At 68.7% G+C, this 23378-nt stretch carries 22 protein-coding genes; 16 read left to right on the forward strand and 6 right to left on the reverse strand.

Features of this window, described 5'->3' with window-relative positions; all coding sequences use genetic code 11:
• Nucleotides 1-44 precede the first annotated feature (44 nt).
• Complete coding sequence (locus NY1_RS11085; RefSeq protein ID WP_067710877.1) at nt 45-824, forward strand: aquaporin; 780 nt, start codon at nt 45-47, stop codon at nt 822-824.
• Nucleotides 825-826: 2 nt separating this feature from the next.
• On the opposite strand, the gene NY1_RS11090 is transcribed toward NY1_RS11085, so the two are convergent.
• Complete coding sequence (locus NY1_RS11090; RefSeq protein WP_067710879.1) at nt 827-1408, reverse strand: type II toxin-antitoxin system PemK/MazF family toxin; 582 nt, start codon at nt 1406-1408, stop codon at nt 827-829.
• 93 nt (nt 1409-1501) lie between these two features.
• On the opposite strand from NY1_RS11090, the gene lepA reads away from it, so the two are divergent.
• From lepA to NY1_RS11105, 3 genes are all read left to right on the forward strand, one after another.
• The gene (gene lepA / locus NY1_RS11095; protein ID WP_067710881.1) at nt 1502-3349 is read left to right on the forward strand and encodes a translation elongation factor 4; all 1848 of its coding nucleotides are present in this window, start codon (nt 1502-1504) and stop codon (nt 3347-3349) included.
• A gap of 616 nt (nt 3350-3965) precedes the next feature.
• On the forward strand, nt 3966-6767 hold the full coding sequence (locus NY1_RS11100; RefSeq protein ID WP_067710883.1) for a hypothetical protein: 2802 nt from the start codon (nt 3966-3968) through the stop codon (nt 6765-6767).
• Nucleotides 6764-8575: a P-loop NTPase family protein gene (locus NY1_RS11105; protein ID WP_084534858.1), complete on the forward strand. Its 1812-nt coding sequence runs from the start codon at nt 6764-6766 to the stop codon at nt 8573-8575. Before NY1_RS11100 ends, NY1_RS11105 begins: the two co-directional genes overlap by 4 nt.
• A gap of 46 nt (nt 8576-8621) precedes the next feature.
• On the opposite strand, the gene NY1_RS11110 is transcribed toward NY1_RS11105, so the two are convergent.
• Entirely contained in the window at nt 8622-10541 is a 1920-nt protein-coding gene (locus NY1_RS11110) for a glycoside hydrolase family 15 protein (RefSeq protein ID WP_233434309.1), read from the reverse strand.
• Between the two features lie 201 nt (nt 10542-10742).
• On the opposite strand from NY1_RS11110, the gene NY1_RS11115 reads away from it, so the two are divergent.
• Together NY1_RS11115 and NY1_RS11120 are read left to right on the forward strand one after the other, a co-directional pair.
• The gene (locus NY1_RS11115) at nt 10743-10979 is read left to right on the forward strand and encodes a hypothetical protein (protein WP_067710891.1); all 237 of its coding nucleotides are present in this window, start codon (nt 10743-10745) and stop codon (nt 10977-10979) included.
• Between the two features lie 105 nt (nt 10980-11084).
• Entirely contained in the window at nt 11085-11336 is a 252-nt protein-coding gene (locus tag NY1_RS11120) for a hypothetical protein (protein WP_067710893.1), read from the forward strand.
• Nucleotides 11337-11452: 116 nt separating this feature from the next.
• Here NY1_RS11120 and NY1_RS11125 read toward each other — a convergent pair whose 3' ends face one another.
• Both NY1_RS11125 and NY1_RS11130 read right to left on the reverse strand, forming a co-directional pair.
• Nucleotides 11453-12961, reverse strand: coding sequence for a serine/threonine-protein kinase (locus NY1_RS11125; RefSeq protein ID WP_067710895.1), 1509 nt, complete (start codon nt 12959-12961; stop codon nt 11453-11455).
• Nucleotides 12961-14016 carry a M48 family metallopeptidase gene (locus NY1_RS11130; RefSeq protein ID WP_067710897.1) on the reverse strand — a complete coding sequence of 352 codons (1056 nt, stop codon included), beginning with the start codon at nt 14014-14016 and terminating at the stop codon, nt 12961-12963. Before NY1_RS11130 ends, NY1_RS11125 begins: the two co-directional genes overlap by 1 nt.
• Before the next feature lie 70 nt (nt 14017-14086).
• On the opposite strand from NY1_RS11130, the gene NY1_RS45380 reads away from it, so the two are divergent.
• The 5 genes from NY1_RS45380 to NY1_RS11150 all read left to right on the forward strand — a co-directional run bounded on the left by NY1_RS45380 (nt 14087) and on the right by NY1_RS11150 (nt 18139).
• Nucleotides 14087-14176, forward strand: coding sequence for an Ms4533A family Cys-rich leader peptide (locus tag NY1_RS45380; RefSeq protein ID WP_328601465.1), 90 nt, complete (start codon nt 14087-14089; stop codon nt 14174-14176).
• A gap of 213 nt (nt 14177-14389) precedes the next feature.
• Nucleotides 14390-15418 (forward strand): sulfate ABC transporter substrate-binding protein, encoded by a 1029-nt coding sequence (locus tag NY1_RS11135; RefSeq protein WP_067711468.1) that lies wholly within the window; start codon nt 14390-14392, stop codon nt 15416-15418.
• A gap of 35 nt (nt 15419-15453) precedes the next feature.
• A complete protein-coding gene (gene cysT, locus NY1_RS11140; protein WP_067710900.1) occupies nt 15454-16341 on the forward strand; it encodes a sulfate ABC transporter permease subunit CysT in 888 nt (295 codons plus the stop codon).
• Complete coding sequence (gene cysW, locus NY1_RS11145; RefSeq protein ID WP_067710902.1) at nt 16338-17147, forward strand: sulfate ABC transporter permease subunit CysW; 810 nt, start codon at nt 16338-16340, stop codon at nt 17145-17147. Before cysT ends, cysW begins: the two co-directional genes overlap by 4 nt.
• Entirely contained in the window at nt 17144-18139 is a 996-nt protein-coding gene (locus NY1_RS11150) for a sulfate/molybdate ABC transporter ATP-binding protein (RefSeq protein WP_067710904.1), read from the forward strand. The genes cysW and NY1_RS11150 overlap by 4 nt, the downstream gene beginning before the upstream one ends.
• 13 nt (nt 18140-18152) lie before the next feature.
• Here NY1_RS11150 and NY1_RS11155 read toward each other — a convergent pair whose 3' ends face one another.
• The gene (locus tag NY1_RS11155) at nt 18153-18806 is read right to left on the reverse strand and encodes a hypothetical protein (RefSeq protein ID WP_174567174.1); all 654 of its coding nucleotides are present in this window, start codon (nt 18804-18806) and stop codon (nt 18153-18155) included.
• An 18-nt stretch (nt 18807-18824) separates the two neighbouring features.
• Here NY1_RS11155 and NY1_RS43640 point away from each other — a divergent pair, with 18 nt between their 5' ends.
• Nucleotides 18825-18995: a hypothetical protein gene (locus NY1_RS43640; RefSeq protein WP_169815334.1), complete on the forward strand. Its 171-nt coding sequence runs from the start codon at nt 18825-18827 to the stop codon at nt 18993-18995.
• Here NY1_RS43640 and NY1_RS11160 read toward each other — a convergent pair.
• Nucleotides 18992-19615: a TetR/AcrR family transcriptional regulator gene (locus NY1_RS11160; RefSeq protein ID WP_084534859.1), complete on the reverse strand. Its 624-nt coding sequence runs from the start codon at nt 19613-19615 to the stop codon at nt 18992-18994. The two genes, NY1_RS43640 and NY1_RS11160, sit on opposite strands and share 4 nt — an antisense overlap.
• 74 nt (nt 19616-19689) lie before the next feature.
• Here NY1_RS11160 and NY1_RS11165 point away from each other — a divergent pair, with 74 nt between their 5' ends.
• From NY1_RS11165 to NY1_RS11180, 4 genes are all read left to right on the forward strand, one after another.
• Nucleotides 19690-20709 carry a GlxA family transcriptional regulator gene (locus NY1_RS11165; RefSeq protein ID WP_067710906.1) on the forward strand — a complete coding sequence of 340 codons (1020 nt, stop codon included), beginning with the start codon at nt 19690-19692 and terminating at the stop codon, nt 20707-20709.
• Between the two features lie 105 nt (nt 20710-20814).
• Nucleotides 20815-21528 carry an alpha/beta hydrolase gene (locus NY1_RS11170; RefSeq protein WP_067710908.1) on the forward strand — a complete coding sequence of 238 codons (714 nt, stop codon included), beginning with the start codon at nt 20815-20817 and terminating at the stop codon, nt 21526-21528.
• A gap of 48 nt (nt 21529-21576) precedes the next feature.
• The gene (locus NY1_RS11175; protein ID WP_067710910.1) at nt 21577-22542 is read left to right on the forward strand and encodes an alpha/beta hydrolase; all 966 of its coding nucleotides are present in this window, start codon (nt 21577-21579) and stop codon (nt 22540-22542) included.
• Between the two features lie 70 nt (nt 22543-22612).
• Complete coding sequence (locus tag NY1_RS11180; protein ID WP_067710912.1) at nt 22613-23323, forward strand: alpha/beta fold hydrolase; 711 nt, start codon at nt 22613-22615, stop codon at nt 23321-23323.
• Nucleotides 23324-23378 lie beyond the last annotated feature (55 nt).

The raw sequence follows: 23378 nt of genomic DNA on the forward strand, positions 1-23378 counted from the left end.
CCGCGTCTGGTCGGTGCGGTATCCAGTTGAGCGGAAGGTAACCGATGTCTCCCACAGCACAGGAAGTCGCCGAGGATCTAGCGGAACTGCAAGTGCCGTCCCTCGGACGCAAGCTCTTCGCCGAAGCCCTGGGCACTTTCGTGCTGGTGCTCGGCGGCGTCGGCACCGCGGTGCTGGCCGGGAGCCGGGTGGGTGCGCTCGGCGTGGCGCTGGCCTTCGGGTTCACGCTGTTGTTCCTGGTGTACGCCATCGGGCCGATCTCGGGCTGCCATGTGAATCCGGCGGTCACGGTCGGGCAGTTCCTGCTGGGCCGGATCTCGGCCGCGGTCGCGGGGTTGTACTGGGTGGCGCAGATCGTGGGCGGTCTGCTCGCGGGCGCGACCATCTACGCCATCGCGCACAATCTGCCGTCCTACGACCGGGCCCGGGACGGTCTGGGCGCCAACGGCTGGGGTGCGCACAGCCCCTCGAAGCTGGAGCTGGGCGGCATCGTCATCAATGGTTACGGCCTGGCCGCCACCATCACCGTCGAAGTGATCCTGACCGCGCTGCTGGTCTTCGTGGTGCTGGCCTCCACCGATCAGCTCTCGGATGTGCCGCTGGCCGGGCTGTCCATCGGCATCACCCTGGCCGTCATCCACCTGATCTCGATTCCGGTGGACAACACCTCCGTCAACCCGGCCCGCAGCCTGGCCGTCGCCTTCTACCAGGACGGCGCACTCGCCCAGCTCTGGGTGTTCATCGTGTTCCCGCTGGTCGGCGGTGTATTGGGAGCGCTCGTCTACAGCCTGCTGTTCGGACGCTCCCGCAACATGGTCAGTTAGCTTCAGTACCAGTGATATTCGGCGCACAAACGGTGCGCCACCAGATCGAAGGTTTTCCGGGCCAGGATCGCGCCCTCGCGGCGGATCCCGGCTTCGGGCACGTCCAGGACGCGATCGAGCCGGACCCAGCTGTCGCGTCCGGCGTTGTCCCACGGTCCGTCGCCGATGCCCACCCAATTGTCGTGGTGGGCGTGGTCGGCATTCGAGGACAGCATGAGCCCGAGCAGGGTTTTGCCTTCGCGGCCGACGACCAAGACCGGTCGGTCCTTGCCGTTGGACGGGTCCTCCTCGTAGGGCACCCAGGTCCACACGATTTCACCCGGATCGGCACGGCCGTCCAATTGCGGTGAGTACACGATCTGCCGGGCGCGTTCCCGCGACGGCACGCCCGCCGACGAGGTCGGCCGCACCGAAACCCCCGCCGCCTTCTTGGGCGTGCTCACCGTGCGCAACGCGCGATCCCACACCGAGGACTTCTGCACCCGGTCGACCAGTTTCGGTCCCTGCTGCCTGACCAGTTGCGAACCCTGTTCCTTAGCCATGTTCCCCAATGTCTTCCCCAGCGCGTTCCACCTGCCCGCCATGAACGGCAGCCTAACGGCGGTGGGCCGGAAGTTCATCCGGGAGCACACCGTAGACTTCTGGGTTGACATGCCGCCTTTTCGCCATGCCGAGGAGTGACTCCGATTAGCAGCTTCGCCGATACGACGTTCACCGATCCGTCCCGGATCAGGAACTTCTGCATCATCGCGCACATCGACCACGGGAAATCGACCCTGGCCGATCGCATGCTGCAACTCACCGGAGTGGTGGAGGAGCGCGCCATGCGGGCGCAGTACCTCGACCGGATGGATATCGAGCGCGAGCGCGGTATCACCATCAAGGCGCAGAACGTGCGACTGCCGTGGAAGGTCGACGGGGAGGACTACGTCCTGCACCTGATCGACACCCCGGGTCACGTCGACTTCACCTACGAGGTGTCGCGGGCGCTCGAGGCGTGTGAGGGCGCGATCCTGCTGGTCGACGCCGCGCAGGGCATCGAGGCGCAGACGCTCGCCAACCTCTACCTGGCGCTGGACAAGGACCTGACCATCATTCCGGTCCTGAACAAGATCGACCTGCCGGCCGCGGACCCCGATCGGTACGCCGCCGAGCTCGCGCACATCGTGGGCTGTGAGCCCGAGGACGTGCTGCGGGTGTCCGGCAAGACCGGTGTCGGCGTGGCCGAGCTGCTGGACGAGGCCGTCAAGCAGGTGCCCGCGCCCGTCGGCGAGGCCGATGCCCCGGCGCGCGCCATGATCTTCGACTCGGTGTACGACACCTACCGCGGCGTCGTCACCTACGTGCGTGTGGTGGACGGCAAGCTCACCCCGCGCCAGAAGATCAAGATGATGTCCACCGGCGCGACCCACGAACTGCTCGAGATCGGCATCGTGTCGCCCGAGCCCAAGCCCACCGCGGGCCTCGGCGTCGGCGAGGTCGGTTACCTGATCACCGGTGTGAAGGACGTCCGGCAGTCGAAGGTCGGCGATACCGTCACCTCCGCGCGCGACGGGGCCACCGAAGCGCTTGCCGGATACCAGGATCCGCGGCCGATGGTGTACTCCGGCCTCTACCCGGTCGACGGCTCCGACTACCCGGACCTGCGCGACGCGCTCGACAAGTTGCAGCTCAACGACGCCGCGCTGACCTATGTGCCGGAGACCTCGGTGGCGCTGGGCTTCGGTTTCCGCTGCGGCTTCCTCGGACTGCTGCACATGGAGATCACGCGCGAGCGCCTGCAGCGCGAGTTCGGTCTGGATCTCATCTCGACCGCGCCCAACGTGGTGTACCGGGTGATCCAGGAGGACAACACCGAGCAGATCGTCACCAACCCGTCGTTCTGGCCGGCGGGCAAGCTCAAGCAGATCTTCGAGCCGATCACCAAGTGCACCGTGATCGCGCCCAGCGAATTCATCGGCACCATCATGGAGCTGTGCCAGTCGCGGCGCGGTGAGCTGCTCGGCATGGACTACCTGTCCGAGACCCGCGTCGAGATGCGCTACACGCTGCCCATGGCGGAGATCATCTTCGACTTCTTCGACTCGCTGAAGTCGCGCACCCGCGGTTACGCGTCCCTCGATTACGAGGAGGCCGGCGAGCAGGAAGCCGAGCTGGTGAAGGTGGACATCCTGTTGCAGGGTGAGGCGGTGGACGCGTTCTCGGCCATCGTGCACAAGGACGCCGCCCAGGCGTACGGCAACAAGATGACCACCAAGCTGCGCGAACTCATCCCGCGCCAGCAGTTCGAGGTGCCGATCCAGGCGGCCATCGGCTCCCGCGTCATCGCCCGCGAGAACATCCGCGCCATCCGCAAGGACGTGCTTGCCAAGTGCTACGGCGGTGACATCTCGCGTAAGCGCAAGCTGCTCGAGAAGCAGAAGGAAGGCAAGAAGCGGATGAAGACGATCGGCCGCGTCGACGTCCCCCAGGAAGCCTTCGTGGCGGCGCTGTCCACCGAGTCCGCCTCGGACAAGAAGAAGTAGGCGGTACCACCGCTGGTTTGAACGTGCCCCGCTGCCTGATGGCAGCGGGGCACGGTGGTAGTTGACGGGCCCGCTGCTCCGCCCGAGGGCGCTGCCACTCGCCTTACCTCGAGACCCCAAAGCCGCGGCTGACTCGCCGCTCTGCGCTGCCGCCGTGCGCTGTCTCAAATCGGGCGCGCCGCAGTCGCCTTACTCGATATCTCGGGGCCGCGGACGACTCCACAGAGCTCGGCCGCCAAGCGCTGCCACCGACCTCGCAGGTGCGCTGTCTCGAAGCGGGGCGCGCCGCTTCCTCTTCCAGCCGGGTCTCGGGCCCGCCGCCTGCTGGCGGCGGGCCCGTTGCTTCTTTTCGGGTGCGGGGCGGGTCCGCGGGAGTATGCTCCGGCTCTGCCGTCAGACCGGTTGTCATGTTTTGTAACTTTGGTCCGTTACGCACCAAAAAATGGGGCTTCCGTACTGATATGCAGGGTGACAAGCTAATGGGCGCACCTCTGCGCACACTGCCTCCGACCTGGTGGATGTGACAGACCGGTTATCCGGAAATAGGGTGTGAAACGAGTTTGAGAGCGGCGGTCTGCCATTCGGCGGGCCGCCGATCAGTGAGAGCGGAGCCTGTATGACACGTGATCTGCCCTACGACGACGATTCCGCAGCCGGCGACAACTACGTGGAAGACACCGCGTACCGCATTGCCACCGGAGTCGCGCGCGTGGCGAGGGCAGGCGCGTACGTTACCGGCGGCGCGCTCCTCGCGGCCGGCGGCACACGCGGCGCCTCCGACAACGCCAATCACGACAGCCGCATCGTCGGCTGGTCCGAAGCCGAGGATCCCAAGGCGGACGAGCCCAGCCCGACCGTCACCTTCCCGGACCTGACCGCCGCCGACGTCACGCCCCCGGTCAAGATGGGCCCGGCCGTGGTCGCGGTGTCCGACGACCAGCACGACAACCACCACTACGGCACCGACGCCGGATTCTTCCCCGGGACCTTCGGCAGCCTGCCCTCCGACGCCGCCATGTCCGGTTACTACGGCGGCGGTTTCGGCGAGTCCGGCGGGTACTCGATCCCGCAGCCCGACTACTCGGCCGCCTACGGGTACAACCCGCAGAGCGGTGTGCTGGACGGGCATCACGGCAATACCGGCGTGACGATCCCGTGGGGCGACGGTCAGCTGTCGCTGCCCGTGCCCACCCTGCCGTCCTTCGACGGTGAACCCTCCGACTTCCTGCCCGGACTGAAGATCCCCGGCGTCGACGGCCACCTACCCGGCCTGCCGGGCGCTTTCCTGCCCAGCGGTCTCGGTGATGCCGGGCTCCCGTCCGGCGTCGGCCCCGCACCCGCGAACCCTGCGCCCGGAACGGATTTCGACGGCGTCGGCGATTCCGGCATCGGGCTGTTCGTCAAGACGCAATGGAATGTCGACGCCCATGTCGGCCTGGACGGCGTCTGGTTCAAGTCGGATATGAAGGTGGAGTTCAACGTCGGCGACGTCGGCCACCAGTACACCGAATACCAGCAGCAAATCGGGCAGTACATGAAGGACGGCGGGCCGGTCGGCTCGGCGTCCGGCGCCCAAGCCGGCACGAATCCGTTTGCCGCCAACGGTGATTCCGCTGGCGGAGCTGCCAACCCGGCCGCCGCGACCGCGAATCCGGCCACCGCCGGGGCGAGCAACCCCGCCGCCGGTGGCACCACCAACCCCGCGACCGCGGGCGCCGCCAATCCCGCTGCCGCCGATGCCAATCCGGCGCTCGCCGGGGTGAACGGCCTGGGCGGCCAGACCTTCGGCAAGTCTGCGGACGACGCGCACGGATCCGCCGGCACCGGCCAGCCCGCTGGCGGCCACGCGCCCGGATCCGGTGGTGCTTCGGCACCGGGCGGTGTCGGTGCGGGTGGTGCTTCGGCTCCCGGTGGTATCGGTGCGGGCGGCGCTTCCGCTCCCGGTGGTATCGGTGCGGGTGGTGCTTCGGCTCCCGGCGGCATCGGTTCCGGTGGTGTTTCTCCCCAGGGCGGATTCGGTTCCGGCGCTTCGGCTCCCGGCACCGCCATGCCCGGATCTATTGGTGCTCCGGCGGGTTCGCCCGCTCCGGCGGTCACGGCTCCGGCGGCTCCCGCGTTCACGGCGCCGGTCGCGCCCATCGCGGTCGCTCCGGTGGTTCCGGCCGCGGTCGCTCCGGTGTCCGTCGCGCCGGTCGCGGTGGCGCAGCCGGTGGTGGCCACGCCGTTGCAGACCACGATTCAGCCGGATGCCGCGCAGCATCCGATCGCTAATCTGCTGGGTGCGTCCGGCGGCCCCTCGCCGTTGACGGTGCCCGCGGTGAACGCGCCCTCACTCTTCGCCGATCATCGCGCTCCGGTGCTGGCGGCGGACGGGTCGGGCAACGCGGGACATTCGGCCACCATGGTCGCCAAGCCGGCCCCGGCCGCCGCTACGCCCGGCACCGCCGTGCCGCAGGTGAGCGTGCCGGCCAAGCCGGAGGTCGCGGTGACCACCGTGCCTTCGCTGCCGGTTCCCACCAAGCTGCCCGCGGTCGAAACCGGCGGGGCGACAATCACTCCCGGCGCCGGTGGGGGTACCCACGGCGGAGCCACGGGTGGTGCGACCACGGGCGGCGGCGCGTCGACCGGTGGCGGCGCGGCCGGCGGCGTCGATACCGACGGCCCGACCGGCGGAGCCACCACGGCTCCCGGCGGCACCCGCCCGGGCGGTAGCGACCCGACGGGTACGCACGGTGGCGGCGTCACCGTGCCCAGCGACCCCGACGGCGGCACCACCGCGCACGTCCCGACGACCCAGCCGAGCGTGCCGACCCCCGACGTCACGGTGCCGACCGTGGCCCCGACCACCCAGCCGCAGGTGACCCAGCCGCATCTGCCCAGCCAGGAGATCACGGTCCCGTCGGTGGCCCCGCAGCCGACCGTGGCCACCCAGCCCACCGTGCCGAAGCCCGCCCCGGCGAAACCGATTGCCGACACGACTGATTCGGCCCCGCACGTTCTCGCCGCGGTCAGCGGCTCGTCCGTGCTGCCGGTCGACGACGCACTCCTGTACGCGAGCGATACCGACGGTTTCGGCGCGGCGCGGCTCGCGGATCATTCGAACGTCTACGCCCACGGCGATTCGTCCGCATTGTTCGCGAGCGACTCGGACACGTACGTGGGCAGCGATTCGTCCGCGTTCGTGAGCGACTCGAACATCTACGCGGCGAGCGATTCGTCCGCGTCGTTCGTGAGCGGAGTGAACGGGTATGCGGGCGATGACGGTTCGGTGCATTCGCTGAGTGGTGACGCCGGTTGGCACGCCACCGCGTCGCTGTACGGCGCGAGTGCGCTGAACAGTCAGTTGCTGCCCGGCTCCGCGCTCACTGACGACCAGTTCCCGTCGCACGGCGTACTCGATCACACCATGCTCCTGTGAGCGGCTCGGAGAGCCTGACCGCCGTGAAGAATCCGGATGTGATGGGCCCCCTGCTCGAGCTGCTCGACGAGCTGCTCGAGCAGACCCATGCGCTGGGCCGTACCGACCTGGCCGGTCGCCTCGGCATCGCCCGTGCCCGCATCGCCGATCCCCGGGTGCGCCTGGTGGTGGTCGGCGATTCCAAGAGCGGAATGAGCACCCTGGTCAACGGCCTGGTGGGCATGCCGGTGAGCGCCACCGATTCCCAGCACAGCGTGCCGGTGATCGCCGAGTACGGCCCGCAGCCCGCCGCCATCCTGGTGAAGGCGGTCGGCGGCCGGGCCGAACGCGAGGCGGTGGATCCGGCCGCGGCGCTGGCCGCCCTGCCCTCCGACGGTGTGGTGCGTGCCGAGGTCACCGCCCCGAGCCCGTTGCTGGCGGAGGGTTTCGTGGTGCTGGACGCGCCGGGTTCGCCCGGTGATACGCCCGCCACCTGGTCGCTGCTGGCCGCCGCCGACGCGGTGCTCTACGTGGCCGCCGCGGACGCCCCGTTCACGCCCGGCCAGATCGAGCAGCTGCAGCGCATCCAGCAGGTCTGCCCGACCGTGGTCTGCGTCCTCAACAAGATCGATGAATATCCGCAGTGGCCGCAGGTGCAGCAGCAGGATCGCGGGCTGCTGGATCAGGCCGGGCTGGCGTTCGCCGTCGCTCCCGCCTCGGCGCTGCTGCACACCCGCGCGCAGGCCACCGGCGATCAGCAGCTGGATCTGGAATCCGGTGTGCCGCAACTGCTCGACCATCTGCGCGCCTATGTGCTGGGCCGCGCCGACACCGTCGCCGCCGAGGCCGCCGTCCGCGATATCCAGCTGATCACCGATCATCTCGCGCTGGCCCTGCGCACCGAAGCCGAGACGCTGCGCGATCCGCGCCGCTTCGGCGTCATCACCGAGCAGCTGCGCCGCACCCGCGAGGAAGCCGAACAGCTGCGCCAGCGCTCCGCCAACTGGCAGGTCACCCTGGCCGACGGCGCGGCCGAACTGATGGCCGACACCGAACACGATCTGCGCCATCGCCTGCGCAGCCTGATCCGCGATGCCGAAGCCGACATCATGAAGCGCGATCCGGTGAAGCGCTGGAACGATTTCGGCGTCGACCTGGACGCCAAGATCTGCGAGGCGGTGGAGGAGAACTTCGTCATCGCGCACTACCGGTCGGTGGAACTGGCCGAGCAGGTGGCGGCGAAATTCCCCGAAAGCGGCGTGCCGACAGCCGATCTCAAGCTCGACGATCCCGGCGAAGTGGGCGCGGTACTGGAACCGGTGGCCGCGCTGGACACCCTGGACAGCGCGAAAGCCGGTGTGACGCAACAGGTGCTGTCCGCGCTGCGCGGCTCCTACGGCGGCATCCTGATGGTCGGCCTGGCCACCAGCCTGCTCGGCATGTCGCTGGTGAACTGGTATTCCGCGGGCGCGGGCGTGCTGCTGGGCGTGAACGCGCTGTGGGACGACCGCAAGACCCGCACCCAGCGCCGGCAGTCCGAGGCCAAGGTGGCGGTGGCGCGGCTGATGGACGATGTGATCTTCCAGGTGTCCAAGGAGTCGCGGTACCGGCTGCGCGGCGTACAGCGCAGTCTGCGTGACCATTTCACCGATATCGCCAATTCCACGCTGCGTTCGGTGGACGCCTCGTTGCGGGCCGCCGAGGAGGCCGCGGCGGTGCATTCGCCGCAGCGGCGGGAGGTGCGGCTCACCGAGATCGAGACCGCGCTGGTGCGGTTGCGTGAGGTGCGCGAGCGCGCGGACGCGATGGGCGAAGAGCCCTCCTACTGAGAAAACCGCCGCCGCCCACGCTGTTTCGCGTGGGCGGCGGCGGGTTTCAGCGTCCCGCGTGCGCGGGGTTGAACGTTCCGGCGTGCGTCTGTTCCTCGGCCCGGATGACGTGCATGACGGCATTGATCAACGCCAGATGCGTGAACGCCTGCGGGAAATTGCCGAGATGCCGTCCGGTATGCGAGTCGATCTCCTCGGCATACAGCTTGAGCGGGCTGGCATACCCCAGCAGCCGCTCGCACAACTGCCGCGCCCGCTGCAATTCCCCGATCTCCACCAGCGCCGACACCAGCCAGAACGAGCAGATGGTGAACGACCCCTCCTCGCCGTAGAGCCCGTCGTCGGTGGTCTCGGTGCGATACCGCAGCACCAGTCCGTTCTCGGTCAGCTCGTCGGCGATGGCGAGCACGGTCGCCCGCACCCGGTGATCGGTCGGCGGCAGGAACCGCAGCAGCACCACCAGCAGCAGTGAGGCGTCCAGGGTCTCGCTGCCGTAGGACTGGGTGAACACGCCCCGCTCGTCCACTCCGTTGTCGAGGATGTCGGCGCGGATCTCGTCGGCGATGTCGTGCCACTTCTTGGCGTAGTCGTATTCCCCGTGCAGTTCGGCCAGTTTCGCGCCGCGGTCCAGGGCCACCCAGCACATCACCTTGGAGGAGGTGAAGTGCTGCGGCTCCCCGCGCACCTCCCAGATCCCGCGATCGGGGTTGCGCCAGTTCTCGATGGCCGCCTGCACCTGCCGTTCCAGCATGGGCCACAGGGTTTCCGGCACCTGCTGGCGCGACTTCACGTGCAGGTAAACCGAATCCAGCAGGGTGCCCCAGATATCGTGCTGTTCCTGGTTGTACGCCCCGTTGCCGATGCGCACCGGTCGCGCGCCGTCGTAGCCGGACAGGTGGGTGAGCTCGGATTCGGTGATCTCGCGTTCGCCGCCGATGCCGTAGAGCACTTGCAGCGGAACGGGTTTGCCGTTCCCGTCCGTCGCCACATCGTGCAGGAAGGCGAAGAAGTCGTCGGCTTCCCGGTCCAGGCCGAGGGTGTACAGGCCCCAGAGCGCGAACGTGGAGTCACGCACCCAGGTGTATCGGTAGTCCCAATTGCGTTCCCCGCCCGGTGTTTCCGGCAGCGAGGTGGTGGCGGCGGCCAGGAGCGCGCCCGTGGGGGCGTAGGTGAGCCCCTTCAAGGTGAGCGCGCTGCGCTGCAGATAACCCCGCCACGGGTGGTCCGGGAACCGCCCCAGCGTGATCCACTGCCGCCAGGATTCGGTCGTGGTCCACATCTTCTCGGCCGCTTCGGCGAAAGTGCGCGGCGGCGGCAGGTCCGACCAGGACAGGGCCACGAACACCTCGTCGCCCTCCTTCATCCGGGTGCGCGCCCGCGCCTCCCGCCCTTCGATGCCCAGCCGCAGATTGGTGGTCAGGGTGAGCGTCGGGCAGCCTTCGATATCGCAAGTGGCGGAGGCTCTTTCGTAGACGTCGCCGCTGTACTCCCAGAGCGCGGGGCCGCGGTGATAGTCGAAGGCCGGTTCGCAGCTCATCTCCAGTTCCACCACGCCGTTCACGCATTTCACGGTGCGCAGCAGGATGTGCTCGGCGTCCCAGTCCATCGGGGTGCGGCGGTGGGTGCGGCTGCGCTGCTTGTTGTTGTGCCAGGGGCCCAGCACCAGCGCGTCGCGCACGATGATCCAGCCGGTCTCGGTCTGCCAGGTGGTCTCCACGATCAGCCCGCCCGGCAGATAGCGCCGTGCGGCGGGCACATTGCGCCCGTACGGGCCGATCCGGAAGTGTCCGGCGCTGCGGTCCAGCATGGCGCCGAAGATGCTGGGGGAGTCCGGGCGCGGCACGCACATCCATTCGACCGAGCCGTTGCGGGCGATGAGCGCGTTGGTCTCGCAGTCGGACAGGAAGGCGTAGTCGTCGATGGGCGGGTAGATGGAATGGCGCATCCCGCCCGTGGCCGACAGCATGTAGCCGTCGGAGAGTTGCGCGTCCGGCCGGTCTAGGGCCTCACGTGGCGCTTCGAGCGTCGTATCGGAGCCTGGATCGCCGGTATCGCTGCCGAGCGGGCGATCGTAGGATTCCGGTTCGTCGTAGGACTCCATGCCAACCATGATCGGTCCGATCGGCCCGAATCGTCCACCATCGCGGGTTCGGCCTAGGCTGGTGCCGTGCATCGGATTGCAGGATGGTGGGACGGCGTCGAACTGTGGGTGGCCGGCCTGCCCTTCGTTCCCCAGTTCGCCGTGGTGCTGGCCGCCATGGTGCCGGTTTGTTTCGCGCTGGCGTACCTGCTGGACCGCACCCTGCGCCTCGCGCTGCGGGTGCTCGGCCGCGATCGCGTGGCCGCCCAGGAGTCCGCCGCCGCCGTCACCTCGCCCCGCCGCATCCGGAAGGAAGCCGCCTGATGCCCCGCTCCCGCGTCCAGCTCGCGCTGATCGCACTGCTTGTTCTCGTTGTCGTGGCCTGGTTGTTCACCCGCTGAGCGAATTCGCCGCGTACTGTGCTGCACCATGTCAACCGATGAAGGTCTGGAACTGGAAACCTTGCTGTCCGAAGAGGACTTCGAGGACGAACCCCGTCTGATCGCCACCCACCTCGCCGGGCCCGAGGAAGCCCTCGAAATGGTGAAGGCCGCCCAGCTGCTGGGCCTGGGCGTGCGCCTCAGCAACCGCATCCGCCCCGACGAGGAAGATGCCGAGTCGGCCACCGAGGAATGGATCCTCGACATCCTCGAGACCCCGCCGGTCGTCGAAGACGAGTAAGCCCGGCGGGCTTGCCACGGAAGATTGTTCGGGGGCAAGCCCCCGAACCCCCGTAATTCGGAAAGCGGCCAGACCCCGCCTGGCTGTGCCGATCGCACAGCCAGGCCCCACCCGCACTAGCGCCGCCGGACCGAGATCGCGCAGACCAGGGTGGCGATACCGAGGGCGATGCCGATCGCGCACAGTCCTATCGCCAGCGGCTCGCGGAGCGGGCCGAGGGTGAGCGAGGCCGTGAACGACGCGAACCCGTGGACATACAGCTGCCCGCCCACGATGCCCACGATGAATCCGAGACTGCCCAGTGCCGCGAGTACCCGGCCGGTGCGCGGATGGAGCCACAGCAGCAGCGCGCCGGCGATGAGCAATATGCCGATCACGGCCGCATAGGCGGTCGCCGCCGTCAGGCTGACGCGGGCCGAGTCGACGATGGTCGGCGGGTACCTGCCCGAGACGAATTGCTCGAAACGGGCATGCAGCCGTTGCACACCCCTGGCGACGATGGCCGCGCACAGTAGGGCCAGAACGGAGGCCGCGATCGCTCCGCGCCGACCGCGCGGACGAGCCTTGGCGATCGGATCGCCCGCCGCGACGGCAGCCAAGGACGCGATGGCGGCCCGGGGAGCGGAGGCATGCGGCCCCTGATTCACCGCGGGTGGCGGCGGGCTCGCCGACGGCAGCACTGATCGCGGATCGGCGGGTGCGGCCGCATTCGGCCAACCCTGGCCTGCCGGCGGGGCGACTTGGGTCGGCGATCGGCGCGGATCGTGCGCGGGCGCCGGAGCGGACTGCGATCCGTGCACGGCCGCCCAGGCCGCGTGCGCGAATTCGGTGCACGAGGTGAAGCGGTGTTCGCGGTTCTTGGCCATGGCGCGGGCGATCACGGCGTCCAGGGCCTCGGGGACGTCCGCGCGCATCGGGCGCAGTGACGGCACCGGCTTGTTCAGGTGGCCTGCCACCACCTGGCCCGGATTGGTGGCGGCGAACGGTGGCTGGCCTGCCAGCATGGTGAAAAGCGTGCAGGCCAGGGAGTATTGGTCGCTGCGATGGTCGAGGGGTTCGGCGGAGAGTTGTTCGGGGGAGGCGTAGGCGAGGGTGGCGGAGAAGGTGCCCGTGGTGGTGAGCTGGGTGTTGGATTCGGCCAGGCGGGCGATGCCGAAGTCGGTGAGCACGGCGCGTTCGGCGCGGCCGGATTCGGGGGCCGAGAGCAGGATATTGGCAGGTTTGACGTCGCGGTGCAGGATGCCCTGGCCGTGCGCGTAGTCCAGGGCCGCACCGGTTTCGGCGATGATCCGCACCGCGCGTTCGACCGACACGGTGCGCGGGTCCAGGCGGGCGGCGTCGGTGCCGTGCACGTATTGCATGGCGATCCACAGCCGTCCGTCCTGCACGCCGCGGTCCTGCACCGCCACGATGTTCGGATGGTCCAGCCGCGCAACCAGATTCGCTTCCCGCTCGAACCGGTCCCGCCATTCCCGCTGCACCGCGATATCGAGATTGAGCAGCTTCAATGCGATCTGCCGCGGCAGCCGCGGATGCTCGGCCAGATACACCGTGCCCATACCGCCTTCGCCGAGCAGCCGCGCGAGGCGGTACCCGGCGAAGGTGTCGTTCACTTCCAGGCGCACTACGCGTCTTCTCCCTTGCGCCAGTCGTCGAATCGCTTACCGATCTTCGAAACAGTCTCTCCCACTTCCTGACCCACCGTCCCCACGGCCGCCCCGAAATCCCGCCCCAGATTGCGCACGGTCTTGATCAGCGGATCCTCGGACTGGTCGAAGGTTTCGCGATAGGCGCGCGCGGCCTCGCGGACCTGGTCGGTGACGCGCGCGGTCTTGTCGTGCTCACGCAGCGGATAGCGGCCGTCCAGAATGCGGTCGTATTCCCCCGAGGCGATCCACCGGCGCAGCTCGGCGGCGCGCAGCACGGAGAACGGATGGGTCTGCAGCTCCAGGTTCAGCAGCTTCAGCACCCCGTCGCGCAGATCCCCGGAACGGTCGTAGTCATCGGCCTGCGCGAGGAAGGCGGCATGGCTCATCTGCTCCACGCGCGAGCCGCCCGCCAGCTTCATATGCACCCGTACCGACGCTTCCACGTCCTGCCCGACCAGCAGCCCGGCGCGATCCCCGGACAGTTCGGACTTGCGGCTCCACTCCATCAGGGCCGCGACGATCGCCCGTAAGGCCCAGCCGCCCACCGGCATCCACCCGATATTGGCCGCCAATCGCATGAGATGCATGAGCATGGTCCGATACACCGCGTGCCCGGACAGCGCGTGCCCGAGCTCGTGGCCCACCACGAACCGCAGCTCCTCGTGATCGAGCAGATCCAGCAGCCCCGTGGTGATGACCACGAACGGCCGATCCATCCCGATGGTGAAGGCGTTCACCGCCGGATCCTGCAGCACGAACATCTCCGGCGTGGTGCGCGCGTCCAGAATCCGCACCGCGTCCGCGCGCAGCTGATGCACGTTCTTGAACTGCCGCTCGTCCACGCGCACGGCCGTGGCCAGGTACATGAGCCGATGCTGCCGCTCGGCCAGCAGTCCGGACAGCGTCCGCAGCACCATGTCGAAGCCGCTCAGCGAGCGCAGCGCCACCAGGGCGGTGCGATCGGCGGGATGCTCCCAGGCGCGCGTGGAGATACCCGGGAATTCCCGGCGCAGACGAGCTGGTGTGGTCATGAATCTTTCCCCCGTGTGGATATTCACTTTGATTCGCGGCCGCTGCGGCCGCTCTGCTACAGTCTGCCGCGTGTCATCGAGTGTTGTGCCCCAGGTCCGCCATGAATTGGCGTTGATCGCTGTGGGCTGCCTCGCGGTCGCGGACATTCACTGTCGTTGATTGCCGACCGGGCACTGCTGCACGTCTGAGTAGACTGGCGCGCGCACCTTTTCGCAGTCTGTGTTCGATCCCCGGCGGTCCGTAATGGGCCTTGCGCCACCGTCGCGTTCTCTCCCCGCGACGGGTCTACGGCACTACGCACAATCTCCCGTCGGTCGACAGTCCGCCGCCGGGTTACCGGAAAGGTCCACTCCGATGTCTCGCAACCCCCGCCTGGCTCGCCGTAGCACTCTCGCCGTCGCGCTGACGGCCGTCGCCGCCACCGTGCTGACCGCTTGCGGCGGTGGCGCGTCCGACTCCACCACCGGCGGCGCGGTCGCCGACGGCAGCGGCGGCACCATCAAGCTCTTCGCCTACGCGGTCCCGAAGCCGGGCTTCGACAAGGTGATCCCGGAGTTCAACAAGACCGAGGCCGGTAAGGGCGTCTCGGTCGAGCAGTCCTACGGCGCCTCCGGTGACCAGTCGCGCAAGGTGAAGGACGGCGCCGAGGCCGACATCGTCAACTTCTCCGTGGAGCCCGACGTCACCCGCCTGGTCGATGCCGGCCTGGTCGACGCCAGCTGGAATGCCGACGCCAACAAGGGCATTCCGTTCGGTTCCGTGGTCGCCATCGTGGTCCGCAAGGGCAACCCGAAGGGCATCAAGGACTGGGACGACCTGCTCAAGCCGGGCATCGAGGTCGTCACCCCCAACCCGTTCTCCTCGGGTTCGGCCAAGTGGAACCTGCTGGCCCCGTACGCCGCCAAGTCCGAGGGCGGCAAGAACCCCCAGGCCGGTCTGGACTACCTGTCGCAGCTGATCTCCAAGGAACACGTCAAGGTGCAGCCGAAGTCCGGCCGCGAAGCCACCGAGACCTTCCTGCAGGGCACCGGTGACGTGCTGCTGAGCTACGAGAACGAGGCCATCTTCTCCGAGCGCAACGGCGACCCGATCGAGCACATCGTCCCGCCCACCACCTTCAAGATCGAGAACCCGGTCGCGGTGCTGAAGAACGCCAAGAACCAGGCCAAGGCCGTCGCGTTCAAGGACTTCCTGTTCACCACCGCCGGCCAGAAGGCCTGGGCCGAGGCCGGTTTCCGCCCGGTCGACCCGAAGGTGGCCGCCGACTACGCCAAGTCCTTCCCGACCCCGCAGAAGCTGTGGACCATCGCCGACCTGGGCGGCTGGAAGACCGTGGACAAGGACCTGTTCACCAAGGACACCGGCTCGGTCGCGGTCATCTACGACAAGGCGACCAAGTAGCCGGGTGACCTGGGACACAAGCGATACTCGATACCGTGAGTGACAGCAGCACGAGCGCCGGGACCGATTCGGGTCCCGGCGTTTCGGTAGACAAGAAACCCGTCCGGGACCGCTGGTCCTGGCTGCGGGTGACCGGGTCGGTGGGACCGGTCGGCATCGGAACGTCGGTGCTGTGGCTCAGCATCATCGTGCTGCTGCCGCTGGCGGCGCTGACGGTCAATTCCTTCGAGGAAGGCTGGTCCGGCTTCTGGGACGCGATCACCGCGCCCGCCGCCCTGGACGCGCTGCGGGTGACGGTGTTCGTCTCGATCATCGTCGCGGTCATCAACGTGCTGATGGGCACGCTCATCGCGTGGGTGCTGGTGCGTGACGAATTCCCGGGCAAGGGGATCGTGAACGCGCTCATCGACCTGCCGTTCGCGCTGCCCACCATCGTGGCCTCGATCGTGCTGCTGTCGCTGTACGGGCCGCAGAGTCCCTTGGACATCCATCTCAATGCCACCCAGCCGGGTCTGGTCGTGGCGCTGGCGTTCGTGACCCTGCCGTTCGTGGTGCGGTCGGTGCAGCCGGTGCTCATCGAGGTGGACAAGGAAGTGGAGCAGGCCGCCGCGTCGCTGGGCGCGGACAACTGGACCACCTTCCGGCGCATCATCCTGCCGACGCTGACCCCGGCCATCATCTCCGGCGGCGGCCTGGCTTTCGCCCGCGCCATCGGTGAGTACGGGTCGGTGGTGCTGATCGGCGGCAATATCCCGCGCGAGACGCAGATGGCCTCGCAGTACATCCAGCAGCAGATCGAGATCGACCGGCCGGTCAACGCGGCGGCGGTTTCGGTTGCGCTGCTGGCCATCTCGTTCGTGACCCTGCTGGTGCTGCGCACGGCGTCGGATCGCCTGTCGCGCAAGGAGCAGGAGGCCCGATGAAACTCTCGCCCTGGACCAGGATCTCACTGCGCTCGGTGGCGCTGCTGTATCTGGCCGTGCTGCTGGTGCTGCCGCTGGTCATCATTCTCTGGCGCACCTTCGAGAAGGGCATCGGCCCGTTCTTCGATTCCATCACCACGCCCGCGGCGCAGTCGGCGTTCCAGCTGTCGCTGCTCATCGTGGCGATCGTGGTGCCGGTGAACGTGGTGTTCGGCGTCATCACCGCCATCGCCCTGGTGCGCGGAAAGTTCCCCGGCCGCAATCTGATTCAGGGCCTGGTGGATCTGCCGTTCGCGGTGTCCCCGGTGGTGGTCGGCGTGTCGCTGATCCTGCTGTGGGGCGCGGGTGGCTGGTTCGGCGGGCTCGACGACTCCGGGTTCAAGGTCATCTTCGCGCTGCCCGGCATGGTGCTGGCCACCATCTTCGTCACCATGCCGTTCGTGGTGCGCGAGGTGGAGCCGGTGCTGCACGAGATCGGCGACGATCAGGAGCAGGCCGCCGCCACCCTCGGCGCGTCGCGCTGGCAGACCTTCTGGCGCATCACGCTGCCGGCCATCCGCTGGGGCCTCACCTACGGCATCGTGCTCACCGTGGCGCGCGCCCTGGGCGAATTCGGCGCGGTCATCATGGTTTCCACCGCGCTGCCCGGCAAGTCGCAGACGCTGACGCTGCTGGTGCACGGCCGGTACATGAACGACCACAACACTTTCGGCGCATACTGCGCGGCCACCCTGCTCATGGGTATCGCCCTCGTCGTCCTCCTGTTGATGACCCTCCTCGAACGCAAACGGGAGACCGCCAAATGATCACCGTGACCAATGCGAACAAGAACTACGGTTCCTTCGCCGCCCTCGACAATGTCAGCCTGGAGATCCCCTCCGGCGAACTGACCGCCTTGCTGGGCCCGTCCGGTTCCGGCAAGTCGACCCTGCTGCGTTCCATCGCCGGCCTGGAGTCCCTGGACAACGGCATCGTCACCATCGCGGGCAACGACGTCACCCGGGTGCCGCCGCAGAAGCGAGATATCGGTTTCGTCTTCCAGCATTACGCCGCGTTCAAGCACATGACCGTGCGCGACAATGTCGCCTTCGGTCTCAAGATCCGCAAGCGCCCCAAGGCCGAGATCAAGAAGAAGGTGGACGAGCTGCTGGAGATCGTCGGCCTCGACGGCTTCCAGCACCGCTACCCGGCTCAGCTCTCCGGCGGTCAGCGCCAGCGCATGGCCCTGGCCCGCGCCCTGGCGGTGGACCCGCAGGTGCTGCTGCTCGACGAGCCCTTCGGCGCGCTGGACGCGAAAGTCCGTGCGGATCTGCGCACTTGGCTGCGCCGCCTGCACGAGGAAGTCCACGTCACCACCGTCCTGGTCACCCACGACCAGGAGGAGGCGCTCGACGTGGCCGACCGCATCGCCGTCATGAACAAGGGCCGCATCGAACAGGTCGGCACCCCCGAGGACGTCTACGACCGCCCCGCCAACGATTTCGTCATGTCGTTCCTCGGCGCGGTGGCCAAGCTCAACGGCCATCTCGTCCGCCCGCACGACATCCGCGTCGGCCGCGATCCCAGCATGGCGCTCGCCGCCCACGAAGGCACCGCGCAGTCGGCGGGCGTCACCCGCGCCACCGTGGAGCGAGTCGTCCACCTGGGCTTCGAGGTTCGCGTCGAGCTCCGCAACGCCGCCACCGGTGACCTGTTCACCGCACAGGTCACCCGCGGCGACGCGGAGGCTCTGCACCTGGCCGAAGGCGAGACCGTCTACGCCCGCGCCACCCGCATCCCCGAGCTGCCCGTTTCCTGAGCGCGACGGCGGCTCAGTTCGCGGGAACCTTGACCGCGATCTCGCCGCCGAGTGCGTAACCGTCGTTGAGGCGGAGGTTGTCGCCGCTCCAGAAGCGGCCCGGGTCATACCAATTCGGGCGCTTCTGCGGCAGCAGGCCCATGGCCTGGTAGGTCAGGGCGACGATCTCCGCGCAGTAGGCGTTCTCCAGATTCGGGTCCGCCGCATCGGTTTTCGGGCGTTTCGGGAGCGGGACCCGGCCACGGAGCCAGCGGCCGGCCAGGGCGCTGGTGGACGGGAAGGGCATGCCGTCCAAGCGCGCCACGGTACGAAGGGCGGCGTCCTCCATGTCGCGGGTGACGGGGCGATCCAATTGCCGGATCCAGGCCTGCTGTTCGTATTCGTGGGTCCAGCGCAGCACGGCGGCGCGCAAGTCGTGCAGTTGCGCGCCGCGGTGGTGATTGCCGGACCAGATGTCGGGGAGGGCCTTGCCGAGTTCGGCGTGCCAGATGAGGGCGGGCAGATCGTCGATCACGATGGCCATGCCGACGTGGTTGACGGGGCTGTTGGTGAGGCCGCGGATGGCGCGGTCGGCGCCGGAATGCCCACGGAACAGCCATAGGTCGCCGGTTCGGGTGAGGTCTATCGCTCGATCCAGATCGATACTCGAGAGCGGTTCTTCGCGCACGGCGACTAGCCTAGGCGCATGCGATGGTGGAAGGTGCTCGGCTTGGCCGGGGCCGCGGGTGTGGCGGCTACCGGGGTGGTCATCGTGCGGTCCGAGCGGAAGCGGCGGGCCTACACGCCGGATCAGGTGCGGGATCGATTGCACGCGCGGCTCGACGAGCAGGCCGCCGAACCCACCGGCAACAGTTAGGAGCGCGCACCGGCCGGAGTATCGGCCGCCCACGCGGGCGGCAGGACTTCCGTTGCGACATCGGCGATTTCGCGCAGCCGGTCCGAGCTCACGCCCATGCGGCTCAATTGGATCAGCCCCTGGGTGGTCATGACCACATTGGCGCTCAGGGCCGAGAGCAATTCCTCGTCGGCCGGGCCGGTCGCGGTCATGGCGCGGCGCAGGCGTTGCGCCACCGCGTTTTCCATACCGGCGGTGGTGGCCGCGCCGATGGTCGCCACCTCCGGAATGCGGGTGCCCAGGTGGGCAATGCTGTTGATCATGAGACAGCCGCGGCGATCCGGATACGCGGCGCAATCGTCGATGACCGCCCGGCACAGCGCCCGCACCGCCGCCCGCGCCGAACCCGGCGCGGATTCGATCACCGTGCGGACGAACCGCGCGCGCTGATCGCAATAGCGCTCGAACGCCGCCAGGAACAGGCCGCGCTTATTGCCGTAGGCGGCGTAGATGCTGCCGTTGCCGATACCGCTCGCCCGCGAGACGTCCTCGACCGAGGTGGTGTCGAACCCCTTGGTCCAGAACAGCTCGACCGCGGCGTCGAGCAGTGCCCGCTCGTCGAACTGGCGCGGTCTACCCATGGTCTCACCGTATCAATCTGCGATCTGGCGCACTCCACTTGTTATGGAGCCGTGCCTCCAGAATACTGGTGGTCATGTCATCCAAATCTTCCGGTGTTCGGCGCAGGGTGGGGATCCTGGTTTTCGATGGTGTGAAGATGCTCGACTTCGTCGGTCCCGCCGAGGTCTTCATGGAGGCCAATCAGGCGGTGCACGACTACGAGGTGGTGCTGCTGTCGGCCGACGGGCGGGAGGTGCAGACCTCGATCGGGGCGCGGGTGGCGGTGGCGGGCGCGGCGGCCGACGCCGGGCGGTTCGACACCGTGGTGATCCCGGGCAGCGAACTGCCCGCCGCGGTGTTCGTGACGCCGGCGGTGCTGGAGGCGGCGCGGCATCTGTCCGCGCACACGCGGCGGCTGGTGTCGATCTGCAGCGGGACGGCGGTACTGGCCGAACTCGGGCTGCTCGACGGGCGGCGGGTGACCACGCACTGGAAGTACGCGCCGGAACTGGCGCGGCGCTTCCCGAAGGTCACGGTCGATCCGGACGCCATCTTCGTGCGCGACGGAAACCTGTACAGCTCAGCCGGAGTCGCGGCGGGCGTGGATCTGGCGCTCGCCCTGGTCGAGGAGGATCACGGCGCGGACGTGGCGCGGCGGGCGGCGCAACTGCTGGTGGTCTACATGCAGCGGGCGGGCGGGCAATCGCAGTTCTCCGCCTCCCTCACCGGACCCACGCCGCGCAGTCCCCTGGTGCGCACGGTCGTCGACCTGATCTGCGCCGATCCCGCCTTCCCGCACACGGTGCAGACCCTCGCCGCGCACGCTCGGGTGAGCGTCCGGCATCTGACGCGATTGTTCCGGACCGAACTCGAGCGCTCCCCGGCCGAATACGTGGCCTTCATCCGGTTCGGCGTGGCCCGCGATCTGCTGCACGCCGGCTGCTCGGTCACCGAGGCCGCCATGACCGCCGGATTCGGCAGCAGCGAGGCGCTGCGCCGCGCTTTCATTGCCCGCCTGGGCGTTTCGCCGCGCAAATACCAGCAGCGCTTCCGTACCACCGGGTCGGCGGGCTGGGCCGAGCTGGCCGAACCCGCCATCGCCGCCGTGTCCTGAATCGGGGTTTTCACGGCCCGTCGAGCGGGGCGGCGGGCAATGCTTCCGGCTGAAAATAAGGGGGCGACGGCATTGCCCCTCCCCGCGTCGCGGAAAGGATTCCCCGTGACAACCCCGACCATCGTGCTCGTGCACGGCGCCTTCGCCGATGCCGCTAGCTGGGCTCCGGTCACCGAAACCTTGCTGGCACAGGGCCACCGGGTGCTGGCGCCGCCGGTGTCCAATCGCGGTCTCGCCGCGGACGCCGCCTACGTGCGGGCACTCGTCGAGCGCGTCGACGGGCCGGTGCTGCTGGCCGGGCATTCCTACGGCGGCGCGGTCATCACCGTGGCCGGGATGGCCGAGAACGTGGCCGGGCTGGTGTACGTGGCCGGTTGCGCGCTGGAGCAGGGCGAGAGCCTGGGCGAGTTGCAGGGCGGCTTCCCGGATTCGGAGCTGGCCGCGCATCTGGTTCGTGCGCCCTACCCGGTCGCGGGCGGGGAACCCGGGATCGAGGTCTCGGTCGAGATCGAGGCCTTCCCGGCGGTTTTCGCGGGCGGGCTGGATCCGGCGCGGGCCCGGGTGCTGGCGGTCTCGCAGCGTCCGCTGGCGGCGGCCGCGTTCGGTGAACCGGCCTCGGCGGCCGCCTGGCGGGTCAAGCCGGGCTGGGGCATCGTGTCGAGCGCGGACCACACCCTGAACCCGGAGGTGCAGCGGTTCGGCTACCGGCGCGCGGAATTGCGCTCCGTCACCGAGATCGACGCCCCGCACCTGGTCATGCAGACCCATCCGGCCGAGGTCGCCGCCGTGATCACCGCGGCCGCGGCCGAAATCGCCTGAGCCGCGCCGTCGTTCGCCATCCATCACCCCTGAGAGAAAGGCACCACCATGTCCGGAAACCCGCACGGCATCTCGCTCGAACCGGCGGCGCAGGAGTTCGTCGACGCCACCTCGCAGCCGCCGTTCCTGTACCAGCTGCCGCCCGAGGAGGGCCGCAAAGCCGTTGACTCGGTGCAGGATTCGCCCATCTTCAAGCCGGAGATCGACGAGGAGTGGATCACCGTCGAGGGCGGGCCGACCGGGTCGGTGCGGGCGCGCATCGTCAAGCCGCTGGGCGTCACCGAGCCGCTGCCGGTGATCGTGTACACGCACGGCGCGGGCTGGGTGTTCGGCGACGCGCACACCCACGATCGGCTGGTGCGGGATCTCGCGATCGGCGCGCACGCGGCCGCTGTGTTCCCCGAATACGATCGCTCGCCGGACGTGCGGTACCCGGTCGCGAACGAGCAGTCGTACCGGGTCGCCCAGTGGGTCACCACCGAGGGCGCGAGCAGGGGCCTCGACGCCGCTCGCCTGGCCGTCGCGGGTGACTCGGTCGGAGGCAATATGGCGATCGCGCTGACGTTGATGGCCAAGGAACGCGGCGACGTGTCCTTCGCCCAGCAGGTGCTGTTCTACCCGGTCACCGACGCCAACTTCGACACCGGCTCCTATGAGCGGTTCGCCGAAGGCTACTTCCTCACCCGCGACGGCATGCGCTGGTTCTGGGACCAGTACACCACCAGCCCCGAGGACCGCGCCCGCATCACCGTCTCGCCCCTGCGCGCCAGCACCGACCAGCTCACCGGCTTGCCGCCCGCCCTGGTCATCACCGCCGAAGCCGACGTCCTGCGCGACGAGGGCGAAGCCTTCGCCGCCAAGCTCCGCACCGCCGGCGTGCCGGTGACGGCCGTCCGCTACGGCGGCATCGTGCACGACTTCGTAATGGTCAACGCCCTGCACGACACCCATGCCGCGAAAGCCGCTGTCGCCCAGGCGGTCGCGACGCTGCGGGCGGCGTTGCACCCGGCCTGACAGCTTCCGGCCCGCAGCCGTGCGGTCGGTAGCAGTCCATCTCGCCCACATCTTCTTAGGAGCTATCCGCATGACCACTCCCACTGTCGTTCTGGTGCACGGCGCTTTCGCCGATTCGTCCAGCTGGAACGGTGTTGTCGAAAAGCTCACCGCGGCGGGCGTGCCCGTGCTCGCCGCCGCCAATCCGTTGCGGAGCCTCAGCGGCGACGCCGCCTACATCGCCTCGGTGCTCGATAGTGTCGAGGGGCCGGTGGTGCTGGCCGGGCATTCGTACGGCGGCAGCGTGATCAGCGTTGCGGCGCAGGGTAAGACGAATGTCTCGGCGCTGGTTTACATCGCGGCGTTCATTCCCGAGATCGGGGAGAGCGCGCTGGCGTTGACCGACAAGTTCCCGGGGTCCACCCTCGGTCCGACCACCCGGCCCGCGACCTATCCGCTGGCCGATGGGAGCGAAGGCACCGAGCTGTACATCCGGCAGGACGAATTCCCGGGGCAGTTCGCCGCCGATGTGCCGGCTCCGGCTGTCACGGCGATGGCGGTGACGCAGCGTCCGGTGGCGCTGGCCGCCCTGCAGGAACCGGCTGCCGCCGCGGCCTGGACGAGCATTCCGGCATACGCGCTGCTCACCACCGACGACAAGAACATTCCGATCGAGGCCCAGCGTTTCATGGCCGCCCGCGCCAATGCGGACAGCACCGAAATCGCGGCTTCGCATGCGGTTTCGGTGTCCCGGCCGGACGCGGTGGCCGAGCTGATCCTGGCGGCGGTGCGCAAGGCGTAGCGGGTCGCTCGGCGTGGCGGATCGGCCACGGGGAGACCGCCCGGCTGGCTAAGGT

Origin of the sequence: Nocardia yamanashiensis NBRC 100130 (assembly GCF_001613325.1) — a bacterium.
Lineage (GTDB): Bacteria > Actinomycetota > Actinomycetes > Mycobacteriales > Mycobacteriaceae > Nocardia > Nocardia yamanashiensis.